This is a genomic window from Brevibacterium senegalense, from assembly GCF_000285835.1.
In the GTDB taxonomy this organism is placed as follows: Bacteria; Actinomycetota; Actinomycetes; order Actinomycetales; family Brevibacteriaceae; genus Brevibacterium; species Brevibacterium senegalense.
The window spans coordinates 129869-146690 of the sequence record NZ_HE978602.1 but is presented as its reverse complement, the minus strand read 5'-3'; the positions used below and the strand labels follow the sequence as shown (position 1 = coordinate 146690).

Genomic DNA, 16822 nt, shown 5'->3' with positions numbered 1-16822 from the left:
GACATCCAGTCTTCCGGAGCGGAACCGGCTGATGTGAAGAACTCTCGAAGAAGTTCAGGGCTTCTTCTGTGTGGATGCAGAATCTCCATTCTTTTGAAAAGTCGGTGGTCTGTGTCACAGTGGTGACATGGTGATCTCCGCACGCGTGCGACGCGCGACAGAGGGCTCGGACGAGGCCCGCTCACAGCCCACGGCTGATGCGCTGAGCATCGGCCGCCGCATCCGGCACTTCCGGACGGAGGCCGGGCTGACGCTGGGCGAGCTGGGCGATCGGATCGGCCGCGCGGCCTCGCAGATCTCCGTCCTGGAGAACGGCAAGCGGGAGCCCGCGCTGGGCCAGCTGCGCGACCTCGCGACCGCCCTGGGCGTCACGACGGACGACCTGCTGGACCCCACCCCCGTCGATGCGCGGCAGGCCCTGGAGCTGGAGGTCGAGAGGAACCAGCTCTCCCCGCTGTACACGTCGCTCCACCTGCCCGCCGTCAAGGTGAAGTCGCTGCCGCAGGACGCGCTCGAGGCCATCGCGGGCCTGCAGCGCCAGCTGTCGACGATGGTCCGGCGCCGCGCCGCGACCCCGGAGGAGGCGCGGCGCGTCAACCGCGTGCTGCGCGAGCAGATGCGCGTGCAGGGCAATCACTTCCCGGAACTGGAGCAGGTGGCCCAGGACGTCCTGGACCGGATCGGCTACAGCGGCGGACCACTGTCGCAGCGGCAGACCGCGCGGATCGCCGACCACCTGGGGTACTCACTCCACTACGTCTCCGACCTGCCGTCGTCCACCCGCGCGGTGTCGGACACCCGCAACCAGCGCCTCTACCTGTCGCATGACGACGTGACGGGGCACGATCCGCGGTCGCACCTGCTGACCGCCCTGGCGTCGCATCTGCTGGGCCATTCCGCGCCCGCGGACTACGAGGAATTCCTCACGCAGCGGGTCGAGGCGAACTACCTCGCGGCGGCCCTTCTGCTGCCCCAGTCGGAGGCCGTCCCGCTGCTCCAGAAGGCGAAGAAGAATCGTGAGATTTCCATTGAGGGGCTCCGTGACGTGTTCGGGGTCTCGTACGAGACGGCCGCGCACCGTTTCACCAACCTCGCGACGGCCCATCTGGGGCTGCCGGTGCACTTCATGAAGGTGCATTCTTCTGGAACGGTCCACAAGGCCTACTCGAACGACGGCCTCCCGTTCCCCACGGATCCACTGGGGGCGATCGAGGGGCAGTACGCGTGCAAGCGCTTCACCTCGCGCACCGTGCACCGGGTCGCGGACCGCTTCAGTCCCTATTACCAGTACACGGACACCCCCGCGGGCACGTTCTGGTGCACCGCACGCGTCCTGCCCGGCGGCGACTTCTCCGTGAGCGTGGGCGTGCCCTTCGCCCATGTGGGCTGGTTCGAGGGCCGCGAGACGACGAAGCGATCCGCCTCGAACTGCCCGGATCCCGCGTGCTGCCGGCAGGCGCCGGATGATCTGGCGCAGAAGTGGGAGGACGCCAGCTGGCCGTCCGCACGCACGCACGCCTCACTGCTGGCCGCCCTGCCGCCGGGCGTCTTCCCCGGCGTCGATACGACGGAGGTCTACTCGTTCCTGGAGCGCCACGCTCCGGAGGGGGACTGACGACCGGGACGCCGAAGCGCCCCTCTCCGTCACGCCCACTCCGCCTCCCGCCCCGACCCCATCCCCCAGAACCGCGACACGCCGCGTGAGTGTCCGAAACACATAGGCGAAACCAGGTGTCCCGGACACTCACGCGGCGTGTCGTGAGGAGAGGGGTCCAGCGGAAGAGGCTGCGCGGGCCCGTCAGCTCCGGGCGCGCCGGCCTCGGGTCACCGGACGATCGTGAGGTCGATGCCCTTGCGCTCCGGCAGGCGCCACGCGGCCCACAGTGCCAGCGCGGCGGCGAACGCGATGAAGAGGTTCGACGCCCACGGGACGCCCTGAGAGACCGCCAGCTGATTCACGTACGGGGTCGTGCCGCCGAACACGGCCGTCGCCATCGAGTATGCGAAGCCGATCATCGCCGTGCGGCTGGAGGTGGGGAACGTCTCCGCCATGACGCAGGCCAGCAGCCCGGCGCCCGCGGACAGGAGGAACAGCGCGATCGACGTCGACACGAAGAGCGTCCACGGGCGGTCGTCGATGAAGCCCGTGAGCGGGAACACCGTCACGATGATGCCGATGCTGAACACGTAGAGGACGGGCTTGCGCCCCACCCGGTCGGACACCCAGCCCCAGAACGGCAGCGACGCGAGTCCCACGACGAGTGCGGCTACAAGCGACCAGTAGGCCCCGTTCGGGTCCATGCCCTCCTGTGTCTGCGCGTACGTCGAGACGTAGGAGGTCCACGTGTAGTTGCTGGCCGCGACGCCAGACACCAGGAAGAAGACGAGGACCAGCGACAGCGCGGGCGGCAGCGGGGCGAGCGCTCGTGCAGAGAAGGACTCCGCCGGCAGCCCGTCCTGCGCAGGGTCGCGCTCCGTGCGGGCGGTGGGGACCGGGGAGTCCGCGGCGTCGGACGAGCCGGCCGGGGCCTCGGCGTCCTCCTCTGCCTCGAAGACCTCGGACTCGACCATGCCCACGCGCAGCCACAGTGCGACGACGGCCAGCACCGCGCCCAGGAGGAACGGGATGCGCCAGCCCCACGACTGGACCTGCGGTTCCGCGAGCGAGCCCGTGATGATGCCGCCCACGACGAAGGCGAGGAACGCGCCGCCGAAGATGGTCATGAAGACGGCGGAGCCCCACAGGCCGCGGCTGCGCGCCGGCGAGATCTCCGCGATGTAGGTGTTCGCGGTCGCGGACTCGCCGCCGTGCGCGAAGCCCTGGACGATGCGGGCCAGGAGCAGCAGGAGCGAGGCGGCGAGGCCGATCGACGCGAAGGTGGGCAGGAGGCCGATCGCCACGGACGCGCCGGCCATGAGGAGCATCGTCGTCACGAGGACGAAGCGACGGCCCCGGCGGTCGGCGATGCGACCGAAGACGATGCCGCCCAGCGGACGGAAGAGGAAGCCGATCGCGAAGACGCCGAACGTCGCGAGCAGTCCGGACACGGTGTCGTCCGGGTTGAAGAGGGCCGCGGCGATGTACGGGGCGAACACCGCGTAGGCGCTCCACTCGTACCACTCGAGCAGCTGGCCGACGATGCTCGCGAAGAAGGACTTGCGCTGCCGGCGACGTGCCTGGGGGTCGAGGCCACCGGCGGCAGGCCGCCGTGGAGCGGACGAGTGCGTTGTGGTCGTCATGGGGTGCCTCCGGGAGAGCGTGCGGGGTGTCGACCCTCAAGACTGCCCGGATCGCCCCGCGGCAGCGCCGATGTTCGTCATGCATCGTCATGTTCTGTCACACGGGTGGGAGCTGGTGGCCACCCCGGCCCACCCCTCGAGCCGCCACCCCACTCCCTGGCCGCGGAAGTGAGGTGTGCCTTAGTGTGGGGTGCGTTACGACCCACCCCGCCCTCCCAGGAGACCCCCACCCATGGCACCTCGTTCCGCATACCGTCCGTTCGCCGTCACGCTCGCGGGGAGGCAGACGCTCAGCGAGAACTTCGTCCGCCTCACCTTCGCCGGGCCCGACCTGGCGGAGTTCGCGGACACCTGCCTGGACCAGCGCATCAAACTGGTCCTGGGCACGGACCAGCAGCTGGACTCCGCCGCGGCGGCGCCGTCGTGGATGGACTGGTGGCGCGACCAGCCCGACGACGAGCGCCCCGTCATGCGCACCTACACCGCGCGCTTCGTGCGCCGGGAGCAGGCGGAGGTCGACGTCGACTTCGTGACCCACGGGACCAGCGGACCTGCCAGCCGCTTCGCGCTCGAGGCGCAGGTGGGCGACCGCGCCCTTCTCGTGGGCGCGCACGCGGACCACCCGGAGGCCGACACGCAGGGCCTGGCCTGGCGCCGCAGCGGCGCCTCGACCGTGCTGCTGGCCGGCGACGAGACCGCCCAGCCAGCCATCGCGAACATCCTCCGCAGCCTGCCCGCGCACGTGACCGGAGCCGCCTTCGTCGAGGTGCCGGCTTCCGCGGATGCGATGGAGCTGGAGACCGCCGCCGAGGTCGCCGTCACCTACCTGCCCCGCTCCCCCGGCGCCGGGGCCGGGGAGGAGCACGCCCGTGGCGAGCGGCTCACCGCCGCCGTGCGCGACTGGACGGCGGCCTGGACCGCGGAGGCGGGCCGAGACGCAGTGGCGACCGAGACCTCGGGCGCGGTCGAGTTCGACGAGAACGTGAGCACGACGGAGGCCGGCATCCTCTGGGAGGAGGGTGCCGAGGGCGGCGGCCTGCGCGTGTGGGTCGCCGCGGACGCGACGACCGTCCGCGGACTGCGCCAGGTGCTGCTGAAGGAGCAGGGGCTCGAGCGGAAGTCGTGCTCGTTCATGGGGTACTGGCGGCCGGGAGCGCGCGAGGGCGAGTGACAGCCGGCGGAGCGCCGTCGCAGGCGAGGCGACCTCGCCGGTGGGGGCAGGCGTGACGCTGCCGCCGTGACGGGGTGTGCACCGGGTGTTGCGGGACGGGAACACGCGACACGGGACGCATACACGAACGGGCGCCTGCAGGGGGTTCCGCGCTGAGAGGCTGGACGCGTTTCCAGATCTCAGACGTGAGGAACCATCATGCGCTCCACGATCCTTCTCCGCACCGCAGTCGCCGTGAGCGGCCTCGCCGCAGCCGTGTCGCTGTCCGCCTGTGACGGCGTGACCATCAACTTCGGCGAGGACGGGGGCCAGCCTCCCGCCGGCGAGGCGTCGCAGGACCCCGCAGCCGGGACGGACGAGACGACGGCGCCGGACCCGGGCACCGGCGGCGACGCCGAGACGGACACGGGGACCGGGACGGACACCGGCACCGGTACGGGGGACGGCGCGGGCACCGACACCGGCGACACCGGGACCGACACCGGCACCGGGGGCGACAGCACCTCGGAGCAGTCCGCGGACTTCACGATCGACCACAACGGCAACGGCACGATCCCGCAGGCCACCCTCGAGGGCGACATCGCGGACGCGTACGAGGAGCAGGGCACGCCGGTCAGCGCCGTCGAGTGCTCGGGCGACATGAGCATCTTCCGGAACACCGGCTCGCAGTCGTGCACGGTCACGTCCGGCGGCGAGGAGCACTACGGCGTCGTCAAGGTGACGAGCGTCGAGGGCCAGAACGTGTACTACGAGCTCGAGTTCTGATCATCCGGACTCACCGCATCCGCCGCGCGGCACTCGCGCGGACCCACTGGAAGGACATGACATGGGACTCCACCACGATCGCACCGCCGTCGCGCGGGACCAGGGTGAGTCGACACACGCAGCAGTGACGCCACTGGCCCGCTCCGCGCGGGGCCTCCTCGCGGCGGCCGGTGTCGCCGGCGCCCTCACCCTCAGCGGCTGCGGCCTCCTGCCCTTCGGCCAGGGCACGGACGAGCCGTGCGGCTCCGCCCAGGCCGGCTGCGTGCAGGTCGATCCCTCCACGGAGGGCACGGACGGCGCGGGCGAGCCCCCCAACCAGCCCACCGCCGACTCCCCGGAGGCGGGGGCGACCACGGAGGCCGGGGCGGGTGTCGCTGGCGAGACTGACGGGGCTGATGGTGCGGGCGGGTCCGGCGAGGAAGAGGAGGACTGGATCTCGACTGAATCGCTGGCCGGTGACTCCTCCGTCGAGCTGGACGAGGACGGAACCGGGACGTTCCCGGCGGAGGCGCTGGAGGCGGACATCAAGGACCTGTTCGTCAACAAGTTCGACGTCCCCGTCACGGAGGTCGTCTGCGCCCACGATGTGTCGATGTACGACGGTCGCGGCTCCGGGATCTGCGATCTGGAGACGGACGAGCGCACCTACTACGGATCGGTCATCATCGAGCAGGACGAGGGCGAGCTGTTCAAGTACGAGCTGCAGTTCCCCGGCCTGGACAAGGACGAGCTCGATCTGGACTGATGCGCGGCGATCGGACCGCGCCCTCGCGTCAGTCCAGTCCCCTCGCGTCAGTCGAGGGAGGCGAGCGCCTCGTCGACGACGTGGCGGGCGATCGCCAGCGAACTGGTGGCCCCCGGTGAGGGTGCGTTGCGCACCTGGGTGAGGCGGCCTCGGCTGGTGATGACGAAGTCGTCGACCAGGGTGCCGTCCGGGTTCAGGGCTTGGGCCCTCACACCGCGGGGGCCGGGGCTGACGGCGGTCGTGTCGAGGTCCGGCACGAACTTCTGCGCCTCGGCGAGGAAGGCCTGGGGGCTGAGCGCGGTGCGGGCCTCGCGGGCGGCGGCCTTCATGTTCTGGGAGGCGAACTTCCAGAAGCCCTTGTAGCCCAGGGTCCGGCCCAGATCGCCGAAGTCGAGGCCGCCGATAGGGCCCATCTTCCGCTCGTACTTCTCGCGGCCCAGCGACAGGAATGCGTTGGGGCCCAGCAGCAGCGACCCGTCGATGCTGCGGGTCAGGTGGACACCCAGGAATGGGTAGGCGGGGTCCGGCACCGGGTAGATGAGGCCCTTGACCACCTGGGCGGCCGGGCCCGAGGCCACGAAGTAGTCGCCGTAGAACGGGACGATCCGCGGGTCCTCCTCGAGGCCGCTGGCGACGGCCAGGCGGTCGGCCTGAAGACCGGCGCACGTGATCGCGAGGTCGAACGTGCCGGCCGGCTCGGTGACCTTCGAGCCCTGGGCGCCGGGGAGGGCGAGCATGACGCGGACCTCGGAGGACAGCGTGTCGAGGCGGGCGACCTCCGTGTTGTACCGGATCTGGCCGCCGGCCGCTTCGAGGTCGCGGCCCAGGGACTCCGTGAGCGTCGCGTAGTCGATGATCGCGGTGTGCGGCGAGTGGAGGGCGAGGACGCCGCGGACGCCCGGCTCGACCTCGCGCATCTCGTGGCGGTCCAGCAGGCGGACGTGGGGGACGCCGTTGGCCTTCGCGCGCTCGAAGATCGCCTCGAGACGGTCGACCTCGTCCGTGTCCTGGGCGACGACCAGCTTGCCGCACTCGTCGTAGGGGATGCCGTTCTCCACGGCGTAGCGGACGAGCTTCTCGACCCCCTCGCGGCACAGTCGCGCCTTGAGCGATCCCGGCTCGTAGTAGAGGCCCGCGTGGACGACCCCGGAGTTGTGCCCGGTCTGGTGGGCGGCCAGCGTCGATTCCTTCTCGAACAGGGTGACGGTGGCGTCGTCGAAGCGGAGGGCGAGCTCGCGGGCGACGGCGGTGCCGATGATCCCACCGCCCACGACGGCGATGCGCTGCGGAGTGGTTCTCATGTCATCAGTGTCCCAGATCACCATGAGTGCCGGAGGCGCTGACCTGCCACGAGATCCCGACTGCGGCGGACCCCTGTCGTCGAGCGGCCGCGGGTGGGACGATGGGATGACCTGATGGACGAGGCGAGGAGGTGCCATGAGCGACCAGACCGATCCCGTGCCGACCACACCGGACGAGGAGCGCGTCGTCGACGATCCGACGACCCTGGACCCCACGGACGAGGACATCCGAGACGCTGCTGCTGAGGCCGGAGACCTGCCTCCGATCGGCGAGGAGCTCGCAGACCGCGACGCCGCCCGGCAGATGCGCAGCGTCGAGCCCGGCGCGGAAGGGCCCCCGGGATCCGGAGTCGAGGGCGCTGATGACGCGCTCGTGGAGTCGACCGACGACGCCGGGGAGATCGGGGATGCCTCGGGAAGCGAGAGCGACCTGGCGGCAGACCTGTCCGACTGACGGGGCGGCGGGCGAGGGGGTTCCCCGCTCCGAGATACTGGAGCGGTGCTGACCCCCTCCGCCTCCGATCCCCTCGCACCGCTCCTGTCCGCCGACTCTCCCTCCGGCCTGCTGGTCGAGGGAGACAACCTTCCGATCCTCCGCGCCCTGCTCCCCCGGCTGCGCGGCACGGTCAAGGTCGTCTACATCGATCCCCCCTACAACACGGGCAACGCCCACGCCTACCACGACCGGTTCGGCACGACCGGCTCCACCCGCGGCGCCCCGAGGCACGCGGAATGGCTGGACTTCATGCGCCCGCGTCTGGAGCTGGCCCGCGACCTGCTGCGCGAGGACGGGGTCCTCTTCCTCCACATCGACGACCGCGAATCCGCCTACGCGCAGATCCTGGGCCACGACGTGTTCGGCGAGGCCAACAGCCTGGGCACGCTCATCCACCAGCGGGCGAAGGGCGGCGGGAACGCGCGCACGTTCGTCCGCGGGCACGACTACATCCACGTCTGGGGGAAGGACGCCGCGAAGGTAGGGCCGTTCGTGACGGAGAAGAAGCCGCCGGCCCGCTACGAGGTGATCGACGGCGAGCGCATGCTCGTCGAGGACGACTTCCTGCGGGTGAGCTTCGGCCGCTACCGGCGGGGCGAGGAGCGCCGCCTCATGTACGAGGACATCGCCCGGGTCCGCGGGGAGGCGAAGCTCGCGGAGGTCGACGCGAAGCTCGCGACCGGCGAGTACCGCCTGCAGCCGTGGGGCCAGCCGGACGCCGCCACGGGCGAGCGCCGGCACGCGGTCGTCCGCCTCACCCCCGCCCGGGACGCCACCTCGAAGCTCTACTCGATCATCCGGGTCATGAACGCGGACGGCAGCACGGACCTGGAGCGGCTGAACCTGGGCGGGATCTTCGGCTACCCCAAGCCCGTCGAGCTGCTGCGCAGCCTCATCGAGTCCCAGACCTGGGACGATCCGGACGCGCTGGTCCTCGACTTCTTCGCCGGGTCCGGCACGACGGCGGAGGCCGTGCTGCGGTCGAACCTGCGCGACGGCGGCCGCCGCCGGTTCCTGCTGGCGCAGCTGCCGGAGCCGTTGCGCACGGAGTACTCGTCGACGGGCGGCCGCAGCCTGACCGCCTCCGCGGATGTGGACGACACCGCCGCCGAGGCCGCAGTTCCCCAGGGCGGCGGCCCGCCTCCCGCACGGGTGGTCGCGGCCGACTTCCCGACGATTGCCGCCTTCTGCGCGGAACGGGTCCGCCGCGCGATCGCAGCGCACCGGGACGCGGGTGGCGACGGCATCGGCTTCACGGTGCTGACGCAGGAGCAGTTGGTGGAGGACCTGCGAGCCGCACGCACTGATGGCCCGGACTGACAGAGGGCCAGGGACGGCTGAGCACTAGACGACCGCACGACCCGCCGGTCATCCGCGGACGGCTGGGCACCTGCAGGCCGTGTCCGTGCAATCTGCGAAGATCGGAGCACTGCTCGTCACCTGTGTGGAAGGACCGCCGTGGGCATGTTCGACCTGTTCCGCTCGAAGGGTGCGCACCGTGCGTCGGCTGCGGCGTCCCGTCACCCGCGGTTCGCCGTCATCGACGTGGAGACCACGGGCCTCCACCCGCAGACTCAGCGGATCGTCGAGATCGCGATCATCCGCACGGACGAGACCGGCGCGCAGGTCGATTCCTGGTCCACCCGGATCAATCCGGAGCAGCCGGTGGGTGCCACGCACGTCCACGGCATCACGGACCGGGACGTCGCCCACGCTCCACTGTTCGCCCACGTCGCGCAGGCGATCGGGTCGTTGCTGAACGGCCTGGTCGTCGTCGCTCACAACGTCGAGTTCGACGAAGCGTTCCTGCGCGCCGAGTTCGCACGCGCGTCCATGCCGTTCCCCCGCTGCTCCACGTACTGCACGTTCGAGGCCAGCCACCTGTACCTGCCGCAACTCAGGAGGCGGAAGCTCGAGGATTGCTGCCGGGCGCTGCGGATCAGGAACAGGAAGGCGCACAGCGCGCTGGGGGATGCGACTGCGGTCGTGCAGATCCTGCAGGCGTATCTCGCGGAGGATCAGCGCACGGGACACGCCCCGGCGGGATCGGCGACGCACGCTCTGCAGGCGGCACAGTCGGGTCCTCCCCGTCCGTCCGCACAGATGCCTGTCCGCACGAAGCCGGGTCCCGCAGCCCCCGTACCCGCATTATCTCCTGTCCAAGAACCGGTACCGCCCCCATCCCGGCCCCCTGCCCCGGCTGAGCCCTCTGCAGAGCCGCCTCGTCCCCGCCCAGTGGACGAGTCGCCCGGCGCGATCCGCGCGTGGGCGCGACAGAACGGGATCGCGGTGGGCGAACGGGGACGGCTGAAGGCTCAGATCGTCGACCAGTACCGCGAGGCGAAGGGACTGCAGGCACCGGCGCGTCCTGACGCCCCGCCCCCACCCGTTCCACCAGAGCCGATACCCCCTGTCTCCGCTCCGGCACCGACCTCGGATCCTGATCCGGTGCCCGCTCCTGCTCCTCCCTCACAGAGTCCCGCACCCACGTCCGCCTCGTCGCCGGCCGCGGCCAGATCGATCACGATCACTCCGGACTTCCGGGATGCCCTCGACCACCTGCACGCGGGACACCACCTCTTCCTCACGGGTAAGGCCGGCACCGGTAAGTCGACGCTGATCCGGCATTTCCTGTCGCAGACGGACCGCAGCACCATCACCGTCGCTCCCACGGGCATCGCGGCTCTCAACGTGGACGGGTACACGATCCACCGCCTGTTCTCGTTCCCCCTGGGAGTCACGGTGGAACACGTCCGCAGCGGCGCGTACTACCCTCGGCGCTTCGCGCAGGCGCTGGGCGACCTCGATACCCTCATCATCGATGAGGCATCAATGGTGCGGGCGGACCTGTTCGACGCGCTCACAGCCGCGCTCGAACGGTTCGGGCCACGGCCGGGCACGCCGTTCGGAGGCGTGCAGCTGGTGCTGGTGGGCGATCTCTACCAGCTGCCGCCCGTCGTGACGGATGCGGAGGCCAGTTGGATCGAGACGAACTTCGGCACTCCGTTCTTCTTCTCCGCCCACTCCTTCGACACGGAGACGTTCCCGCTCGTCGAACTGACGACCGTGTTCCGCCAACAGGGCGACGACCGGATGGTCGAGCTCCTCAATGCGGTCCGGGAGGGCACGCTGCTCACCGACGCGCGTGCGGCGCTCAATCGTCGGACCGACCCGGACTTCGAACCGCCGCTCGACGAGTTCTGGCTGACCCTCGCCACGACCAATCGGATCGTGGGCAGCAGGAACAGGAGGATGCTCGAACGTCTTCCCGATCCGATCGAGACCTTCGACGCGACGATCACCGGGGACACGGACGGCTTCGAGTTCCCCACGGACGAATCACTCCGCCTCGCCGTGGGTGCGCAGGTCATGATGCTCACGAATGAGCAGACGGGCCGCTGGGTCAATGGAACGCTGGGCCGGGTCACCGCGATCGTGGAGGACGAAGACGGTCGTGTCGTCTCCGTGCAGATGCGCGGCGGGCGCACCGAATACGTCCGCACCCACGTCTGGGAGATCACGCGCCCTCGGGTGGAGGGCGGCTCCCTCGTCCATGATGTCGTCGGCACGTTCGAGCAGCTGCCGATGAAGCTCGCGTGGGCGATCACGATCCACAAGTCACAGGGCCAGACCCTGGACCGGGTCGTCGTCGACCTGACCGGCGGCACGTTCGCCAACGGGCAGCTGTACGTGGCGCTGTCGCGATGCACCAGCCTCGACGGCCTCGTCCTCAAGCGCGATGTGATCCCCCGCGACCTCAAAACCGACCAGCGCGTGCGCCGCTACCTGTCGACGGGATCCGTCACGGATGAGGCCCTGGGCGAAGCATTCGTGTCCGTGCTGACGGTCGGCAACGAGGGTGACCGCTATCGGCCCCGACCCGTCGAGATCGCGGTCGTGACCGACGACGGCGATGAGGTCAGCACCGTCATCAACCCCACGCAGGACCTCTTCCAGGCAGGGACGGAGTTCGCCCTCACGACGCGGGACGTCCAGCTGGCGCCGCTGCTGGCGCAGGCATGGCCCGCCCTCAGCGGACTGCTGGCCGGACGCGTACCGGTGGGCGTGGGCATCGACGATCAGTTGTCGCTCGTCGACTTCGAACTCAAGCGCAACGACGTGGTGGAGCAGATGCCGCTGGGGATCGACATCCCCGCCCACTTGTTGCTGCCCGACGAGGCCCGCCGCCTCACCGCACCCACGGCTCTGGAGCGCGCCCGCACGATCCGCGACGCCTCCGCCCGCCTGCGTACGGCAGGCACACCCCTGGCCGGGTCCGGCACGTCATTCCGCCAGACGGTCACGGGTCACGGCTACCTGCTGTCCCGCACGACCGGGCCGTCGGGAACGACCGCACCCACCGCGTTCGTCGTGGGCGGCAACCTGAGTCCCGACGACGACTCCGCCCAGATCCTCGCGAACCTGCTCGCGTCCACCTGGCAGCGCCTCCTCGCCCCCGACCAGCAGGTTGTCGAGCGACTGAGGGACGTTGAGCAGCACTTCGGGGTATCCGTACTGCCGCACGACTTCGAGGCCGCCGGCCCCGCACAGGCGGACGACGTGCTGGTACACGGTGCGCGTGTGTGCTTCTCCGGCACGGTCGACACCCCGTCGCTGGGCCGGTGGGAAAAGGAGGAGCTTCACCGCTTGGCGGAGGACCGCGGGCTCGTGGCGGTTCCCACCCTCACGAAGACGAAGACCGACGTACTGGTCGTCGCGGAGGCCGGCTCCCAATCGACGAAGGCGAAGAACGCCGCCCGGTGGGACAAGCCGATCCTCACCGCGGAACAGTTCCTCACATGGACGCGCACCGGGTGATGGGCAGTGCAGGCAGAATGGGAGTTCCGGCCACCCGACAGGAGTCCGCGTGATCACCCTCAGCACCCCGCAGCTCACCCTGGGCGTCTCGTCGCATGGCGCGGAGCCGCGTTCGCTCCGTGACGCGCACGGTCGCGAACTCCTCTGGCAGGCCGGCGACCCCTGGAACCGCAGCGCGTGCCTGCTCTTCCCCGCGATCTGTCGTCACACGGACGACGTGATCCGCGCGGAGGACGCGACCGGGACCACCGGCTCCTGGCCGATGCCCAAGCACGGGCTGGCCCGCGACCTCGGCTTCACGGTGATCGAGCATGACGAGACGCGCGCGGTCCTCGAGCTGGTCTCCTCGCCCACGACTCTGACCGCCTACCCCTGGGACTTCACCCTGCGCGTCGAGTACGCGCTCGAGGACGCGACCGCCACCCTGCGCTTCACCGTCACGAACACGACGACCGACGATCACGGCGCGGGCACGACCATGCCCTACGCCCTGGGCTGGCACCCCGCCTTCGCGTGGCCCCTGCCGGGCGCCGCGGGCGACTCCGCCACCGCGGGTCCCGAGGACGAGAGACTGCCGTCGTCCGCCACGGTGACCGCGCCCCCGACCGCGCAGGATCCGATCGCACAGGACGCGCCCGTGCACGTGGTCGAGTTCGAGTCGCCCACCCCGCAGGTCTTCCACCGGCTGACCGATGACTTGCTGCTGCCGCAACCGCACAGCACGGTCGACGAACTGGGAGCAGCGGGCTCACTCGTCCCGCTGCGGCGGTCGCACTTCGAGGAGAGCGCGGTCCTGTTCCCCGACGTCGCGGACACGGCGATCGTCTACCGGCGACTGGACGGGGACGGTCCGCGCATTCGGATCGCGTGGGAGGGGTTCGACACCCTCACCCTTTGGTCCGCACCCGGCGGGGACTTCGTCTGCCTGGAGCCGTGGGCCGGTCGCCCGCAGGAGACCGGATCGACGACCCCGGACGCGCAGCGTGCCGACCTCCGGCATCTGGAGGTCGGCGCGTCGCGCACGCACGTCTGTCGGGTCACCGTGGCACCCGGCGACTGACGGAGGTTCGTCCGGCCGCAGTCTTCGGCTCAACCGGTCCCCGGCACGAGCCGGTCCGGGGAAGCCGGCTCCTCAGCCGTGCTCAGACCGCGGCGCCGGCCTCCCGCAGTGCGGTGATCTCGTCCGCGCTCAGCCCTGCCGAGGCCAGCAGTGCGTCCGTGTCCGCGCCCACCTGGGGTGCCGCGCCGGGCTGAACGTAGGGTTCGCCGCCACCACGCACCGCGGTGGCGGACCCGCTCGCCGGACCCTCAGCCGCACCAGCGGCAGGTGCGGGATCTGCAGAGCCGGCCCCGACCTCGGCGGCGGTCTGCTGACCACCGGCCCAGGTGGCACCGCCCAGATCCGCGAACCGCGGAGCCGGGGCAGGGTGGCGGATACCCGCCTCGTCGCGGAAGAAGAGCTCGCGGGCGGTGTTGTGAGGATCGGCCTCCGCCTGCGCGAAGGAGCGGATGCCGATCGTGCAGGCATCCGATCCGGCGAACAGCTCGTCGATCTCCGCCTGCGTGCGAGAGGCGATCGCCTCCGTGTACACGGTCCGCTGGAGGTCCCAGTGCTCGGGCTTGAGGTGATGGCCCGGCTGCAGGCCGCCCAGCGCGTCGGCCAGCCCCAGCTTCTCCACGAACTCCGCGTAGAACTGCGGCTCGATGCAGCCCACGCTCACGAACAAGTCGTCGGAGGTCCGGTACACGTCGTAGAACGGCGCGCCGGAGTCCAGCATGTTGGTGCCGCGCCCCTCCTGCCAGACGCCCTGGGCCTCCATGCCGAACTGCATCGACCACAGCAGGTTCGCGCCGTCGCCCATCGTCGCGTCGACGACCGCGCCGGGGCCACCCGTCTTCGCGCGCAGGAGTGCCGCGACGATGCCCAGTGCCAGCTGCATGCCGCCGCCGCCGAAGTCCGCGACGAGGTTCGTGGGGAACTGCGGGGCCTCTCCGGCACGGCCCAGCTGCGAGAGGACGCCGGAACCGGCGATGTAGTTCATGTCGTGACCCGCGCGGTGCGAGTCCGGTCCGGTCTGCCCCCAGCCGGTGATGCGACCGTAGACCAGCTGCGGGTTCTCGCCCATGAGGTCGGCCGGTCCCAGGCCCATGCGTTCGGCGACGCCGGGGCGGAAGCCCTCGATGACGGCGTCCGCGGTGGCCACCAGGCGACGGGCCGCGGCCACACCCTCGACGGACTTGAGGTCGAGCACGACGGAGCGCTTGCCGCGGTCCAGCACCGGGTTGACGGGACTCATCCCGGTCCCGGTGGTGCCCTGCGCGGCCTCCTGCGGCCGGTGGACGCGGATGAGCTCCGCCCCCAGGTCCGCCAGCACCATGCTGGCGAAGGGTCCGGGACCGATCCCGCCCAGGTCGATGACCCGCACACCGGTCAGCGGACGGGGCGGGCCGTCTGCTGTGGCACGGGACGCGTGCGCGCCGTGCTGTTCGGTGGGCCGCTGGGCATCTGACGGGGACGGAGATGACATGACGACTCCTGTGTCGTGACCGGCGCGCGCGGGGCCGCGCGCCGTCTACTGTCGAACGATTGCTAAGTTGGACCCTAGACGTGACCCGCGCCTCGGGCAACACGGTCCCGCTCGACCGAACGCCGCTTCCCCGACATGCGGGCTCCACCGCCCTCGACCCCAGGAGACACTGTGACCGTTTTCCCCGCCTACGTCGCCACCCCGCAGATCCGTTGGTCGGACCTGGACATCCTGGGACATGTGAACAACGCCCGCATGCTCACCCTCGTCGAGCAGGCGCGGATCGACTGGCTCAACACGATGCGGGACCGCGAGGCGATCGCCGCCCCCAAGCTGGTGGCGCGCGTCGAGCTCAACTACCGCACGCCCGTCCTCTACGGCACGGAGCTGGCGATCCAGTTGGGGATCGGCCGTGTGGGCGGCTCCTCGTTCACGATCACGTGCCGTGGCATCCAGGACGACGCGGTCGTCTTCGACGGCCTCAACGTCCTGGTGGTCCTCGATCCCTCAACACAGCGCCCCACCCGGATCCCGGACGCGGACCGGGAGTTCCTGTCGCAGTTCGGCACCTTCGATCCGGCGCACGTCCTGGACCTCACTGCGGCGCCTGCTCCCGCGGCGCAGGGCTGAGGCGGCGAGCCGCGCTCAGGCGGCGACGAGGGCGGCGAGGTCGCGCATCCCGCTGTACTGAGCGGTGTGCAGCGCGTCCGTGATGGGGACGGGCCAGGAGCTGTGCTTCGCGATGACGATCCGCCGCTCCACATCGACGTAGAGCCCCTGCCCGTGGATGCCCACGCCGTAGAGGACCGCAGCGTCCGTGTCCGGCACGTACCAGAAGTTCCGATAGGAGCCGCGCGGGAAGTCCGCGATGTTCGCATACGCCTGCCACCGCGCCGCATCGCCGGAGTGGAGGTCGCGGAGGAAGTCTTCCCCGAACACCCCGCCGCCGTCCACGAGGTGGTGGCCGACGCGGGCCAGATCGCGGGTCGTGCAGGAGATGCCGCCCGCCGCCCGACCCGCGCCAAACGGGTCGACGGTGATGTCCGCGTCCGATGCCGCGCCGATGGGCTGCCAGACGTACGTCGAGTAGAGCTCCGCCAGGCGACGACCGCTCACACGCTCCAGCAGCCAGCCGGCCATGTCCGTCGTGGGCGAGGCGTAGTGGAACTCCGCACCCTCGTCCGCCCTGCGCTGGAGCGTGGGGAGGAACGCGTGGAGCCCCTCGCTCTCCCCCGGGATCCACCCGGTCGAGCGGCGGTAGTCGAGCATCCGCGGGTCGCCCATCGCGTAGTCCTCGGAGAAGTCGAGGGGGACCGCCATGTCGAAGAGGGATTGGATCGTCACGTCGTAGGCCGACCCCGTGACCTCCGGCACGTAGTCCGTCACGCGGTCGGCGAAGGAGAACGCGCCCTCCGATGCCAGCGCCCAGGCGACCAGGCCGGTCAACGACTTCGAGACGCTGAAGTTGATATGGAGGTCGTCGCCTGATTTGCCGTCCGCGTACCACTCGAAGGACACCCGGCCGTCGGCCAGCACGACGATCGAGTCCGTGTGCGTCTCCGCCAGGTACCGGTCGAGGGGGACCCCCAGATCCGGCAGCGCCGCGCTCGGATCGAGTGTGTGCGCGGCCTCCCCCAGCTCCGTGGTCGTCTCCCCGCGCGCGATCCGCGCGGTGGGGATGACCTCCCGCACATGCGTGAACGACCACCGGTTCGACTCCGGTGACATCCAGGTGGCCAGCCGCTTCTCCATGCTCGT

13 protein-coding genes are annotated in these 16822 nt (G+C 70.6%); 9 read left to right on the top strand and 4 right to left on the bottom strand.

Annotation, left to right across the window (positions count from 1 at the left end):
• The first annotated feature begins 127 nt into the window (after nucleotides 1–127).
• Nucleotides 128–1615: a helix-turn-helix transcriptional regulator gene (locus HGBR_RS06530; protein WP_019158531.1), complete on the top strand. Its 1488-nt coding sequence runs from the start codon at nucleotides 128–130 to the stop codon at nucleotides 1613–1615.
• A gap of 209 nt (nucleotides 1616–1824) precedes the next feature.
• Here the strand turns inward: HGBR_RS06530 and HGBR_RS06525 are convergent, their stop codons facing one another.
• Nucleotides 1825–3240, bottom strand: a complete 1416-nt coding sequence (locus HGBR_RS06525) for an MFS transporter (RefSeq protein WP_019158530.1) — start codon at nucleotides 3238–3240, stop codon at nucleotides 1825–1827.
• Between the two features lie 232 nt (nucleotides 3241–3472).
• Between HGBR_RS06525 and HGBR_RS06520 the strand changes: the two genes are divergently transcribed.
• The 3 genes from HGBR_RS06520 (at nucleotide 3473) to HGBR_RS18745 (ending at nucleotide 5921) form a co-directional block, all read left to right on the top strand.
• Nucleotides 3473–4411 carry a siderophore-interacting protein gene (locus tag HGBR_RS06520; protein WP_019158529.1) on the top strand — a complete coding sequence of 313 codons (939 nt, stop codon included), beginning with the start codon at nucleotides 3473–3475 and terminating at the stop codon, nucleotides 4409–4411.
• A 198-nt stretch (nucleotides 4412–4609) separates the two neighbouring features.
• Complete coding sequence (locus HGBR_RS06515) at nucleotides 4610–5176, top strand: DUF4333 domain-containing protein (protein ID WP_019158528.1); 567 nt, start codon at nucleotides 4610–4612, stop codon at nucleotides 5174–5176.
• A gap of 61 nt (nucleotides 5177–5237) precedes the next feature.
• Nucleotides 5238–5921 (top strand): hypothetical protein, encoded by a 684-nt coding sequence (locus HGBR_RS18745; RefSeq protein ID WP_019158527.1) that lies wholly within the window; start codon nucleotides 5238–5240, stop codon nucleotides 5919–5921.
• Nucleotides 5922–5968: 47 nt separating this feature from the next.
• Here HGBR_RS18745 and lhgO read toward each other — a convergent pair whose 3' ends face one another.
• A complete protein-coding gene (lhgO, locus tag HGBR_RS06505; protein ID WP_026077391.1) occupies nucleotides 5969–7222 on the bottom strand; it encodes an L-2-hydroxyglutarate oxidase in 1254 nt (417 codons plus the stop codon).
• Nucleotides 7223–7358: 136 nt separating this feature from the next.
• Between lhgO and HGBR_RS06500 the strand changes: the two genes are divergently transcribed.
• The 4 genes from HGBR_RS06500 (at nucleotide 7359) to HGBR_RS06485 (ending at nucleotide 13596) form a co-directional block, all read left to right on the top strand.
• Nucleotides 7359–7676 carry a hypothetical protein gene (locus tag HGBR_RS06500; RefSeq protein WP_019158525.1) on the top strand — a complete coding sequence of 106 codons (318 nt, stop codon included), beginning with the start codon at nucleotides 7359–7361 and terminating at the stop codon, nucleotides 7674–7676.
• A 45-nt stretch (nucleotides 7677–7721) separates the two neighbouring features.
• Entirely contained in the window at nucleotides 7722–9038 is a 1317-nt protein-coding gene (locus HGBR_RS06495) for a site-specific DNA-methyltransferase (protein WP_019158524.1), read from the top strand.
• A gap of 144 nt (nucleotides 9039–9182) precedes the next feature.
• On the top strand, nucleotides 9183–12536 hold the full coding sequence (locus HGBR_RS16785) for an exonuclease domain-containing protein (protein ID WP_147522384.1): 3354 nt from the start codon (nucleotides 9183–9185) through the stop codon (nucleotides 12534–12536).
• 49 nt (nucleotides 12537–12585) lie between these two features.
• Nucleotides 12586–13596 carry an aldose epimerase family protein gene (locus HGBR_RS06485; RefSeq protein ID WP_019158522.1) on the top strand — a complete coding sequence of 337 codons (1011 nt, stop codon included), beginning with the start codon at nucleotides 12586–12588 and terminating at the stop codon, nucleotides 13594–13596.
• 82 nt (nucleotides 13597–13678) lie between these two features.
• Here the strand turns inward: HGBR_RS06485 and HGBR_RS06480 are convergent, their stop codons facing one another.
• Complete coding sequence (locus HGBR_RS06480; RefSeq protein ID WP_019158521.1) at nucleotides 13679–15064, bottom strand: CaiB/BaiF CoA transferase family protein; 1386 nt, start codon at nucleotides 15062–15064, stop codon at nucleotides 13679–13681.
• A 171-nt stretch (nucleotides 15065–15235) separates the two neighbouring features.
• Between HGBR_RS06480 and HGBR_RS16780 the strand changes: the two genes are divergently transcribed.
• Nucleotides 15236–15694: an acyl-CoA thioesterase gene (locus tag HGBR_RS16780; RefSeq protein WP_019158520.1), complete on the top strand. Its 459-nt coding sequence runs from the start codon at nucleotides 15236–15238 to the stop codon at nucleotides 15692–15694.
• Nucleotides 15695–15709: 15 nt separating this feature from the next.
• On the opposite strand, the gene HGBR_RS16775 is transcribed toward HGBR_RS16780, so the two are convergent.
• A complete protein-coding gene (locus HGBR_RS16775; RefSeq protein WP_019158519.1) occupies nucleotides 15710–16816 on the bottom strand; it encodes a serine hydrolase domain-containing protein in 1107 nt (368 codons plus the stop codon).
• Nucleotides 16817–16822 lie beyond the last annotated feature (6 nt).

Coding starts and splice junctions, on each gene's coding strand:
- HGBR_RS06515 (WP_019158528.1), top strand. CDS start 4,610: ATGCGCTCCACGATCCTTCTCCGCACCGCAGTCGCCGTGAGCGGCCTC.
- HGBR_RS06525 (WP_019158530.1), bottom strand. CDS start 3,240: ATGACGACCACAACGCACTCGTCCGCTCCACGGCGGCCTGCCGCCGGT.
- HGBR_RS06520 (WP_019158529.1), top strand. CDS start 3,473: ATGGCACCTCGTTCCGCATACCGTCCGTTCGCCGTCACGCTCGCGGGG.
- HGBR_RS18745 (WP_019158527.1), top strand. CDS start 5,238: ATGGGACTCCACCACGATCGCACCGCCGTCGCGCGGGACCAGGGTGAG.
- lhgO (WP_026077391.1), bottom strand. CDS start 7,222: ATGAGAACCACTCCGCAGCGCATCGCCGTCGTGGGCGGTGGGATCATC.
- HGBR_RS16785 (WP_147522384.1), top strand. CDS start 9,183: ATGTTCGACCTGTTCCGCTCGAAGGGTGCGCACCGTGCGTCGGCTGCG.
- HGBR_RS16775 (WP_019158519.1), bottom strand. CDS start 16,816: ATGGAGAAGCGGCTGGCCACCTGGATGTCACCGGAGTCGAACCGGTGG.
- HGBR_RS06530 (WP_019158531.1), top strand. CDS start 128: ATGGTGATCTCCGCACGCGTGCGACGCGCGACAGAGGGCTCGGACGAG.
- HGBR_RS06480 (WP_019158521.1), bottom strand. CDS start 15,064: ATGTCATCTCCGTCCCCGTCAGATGCCCAGCGGCCCACCGAACAGCAC.
- HGBR_RS06500 (WP_019158525.1), top strand. CDS start 7,359: ATGAGCGACCAGACCGATCCCGTGCCGACCACACCGGACGAGGAGCGC.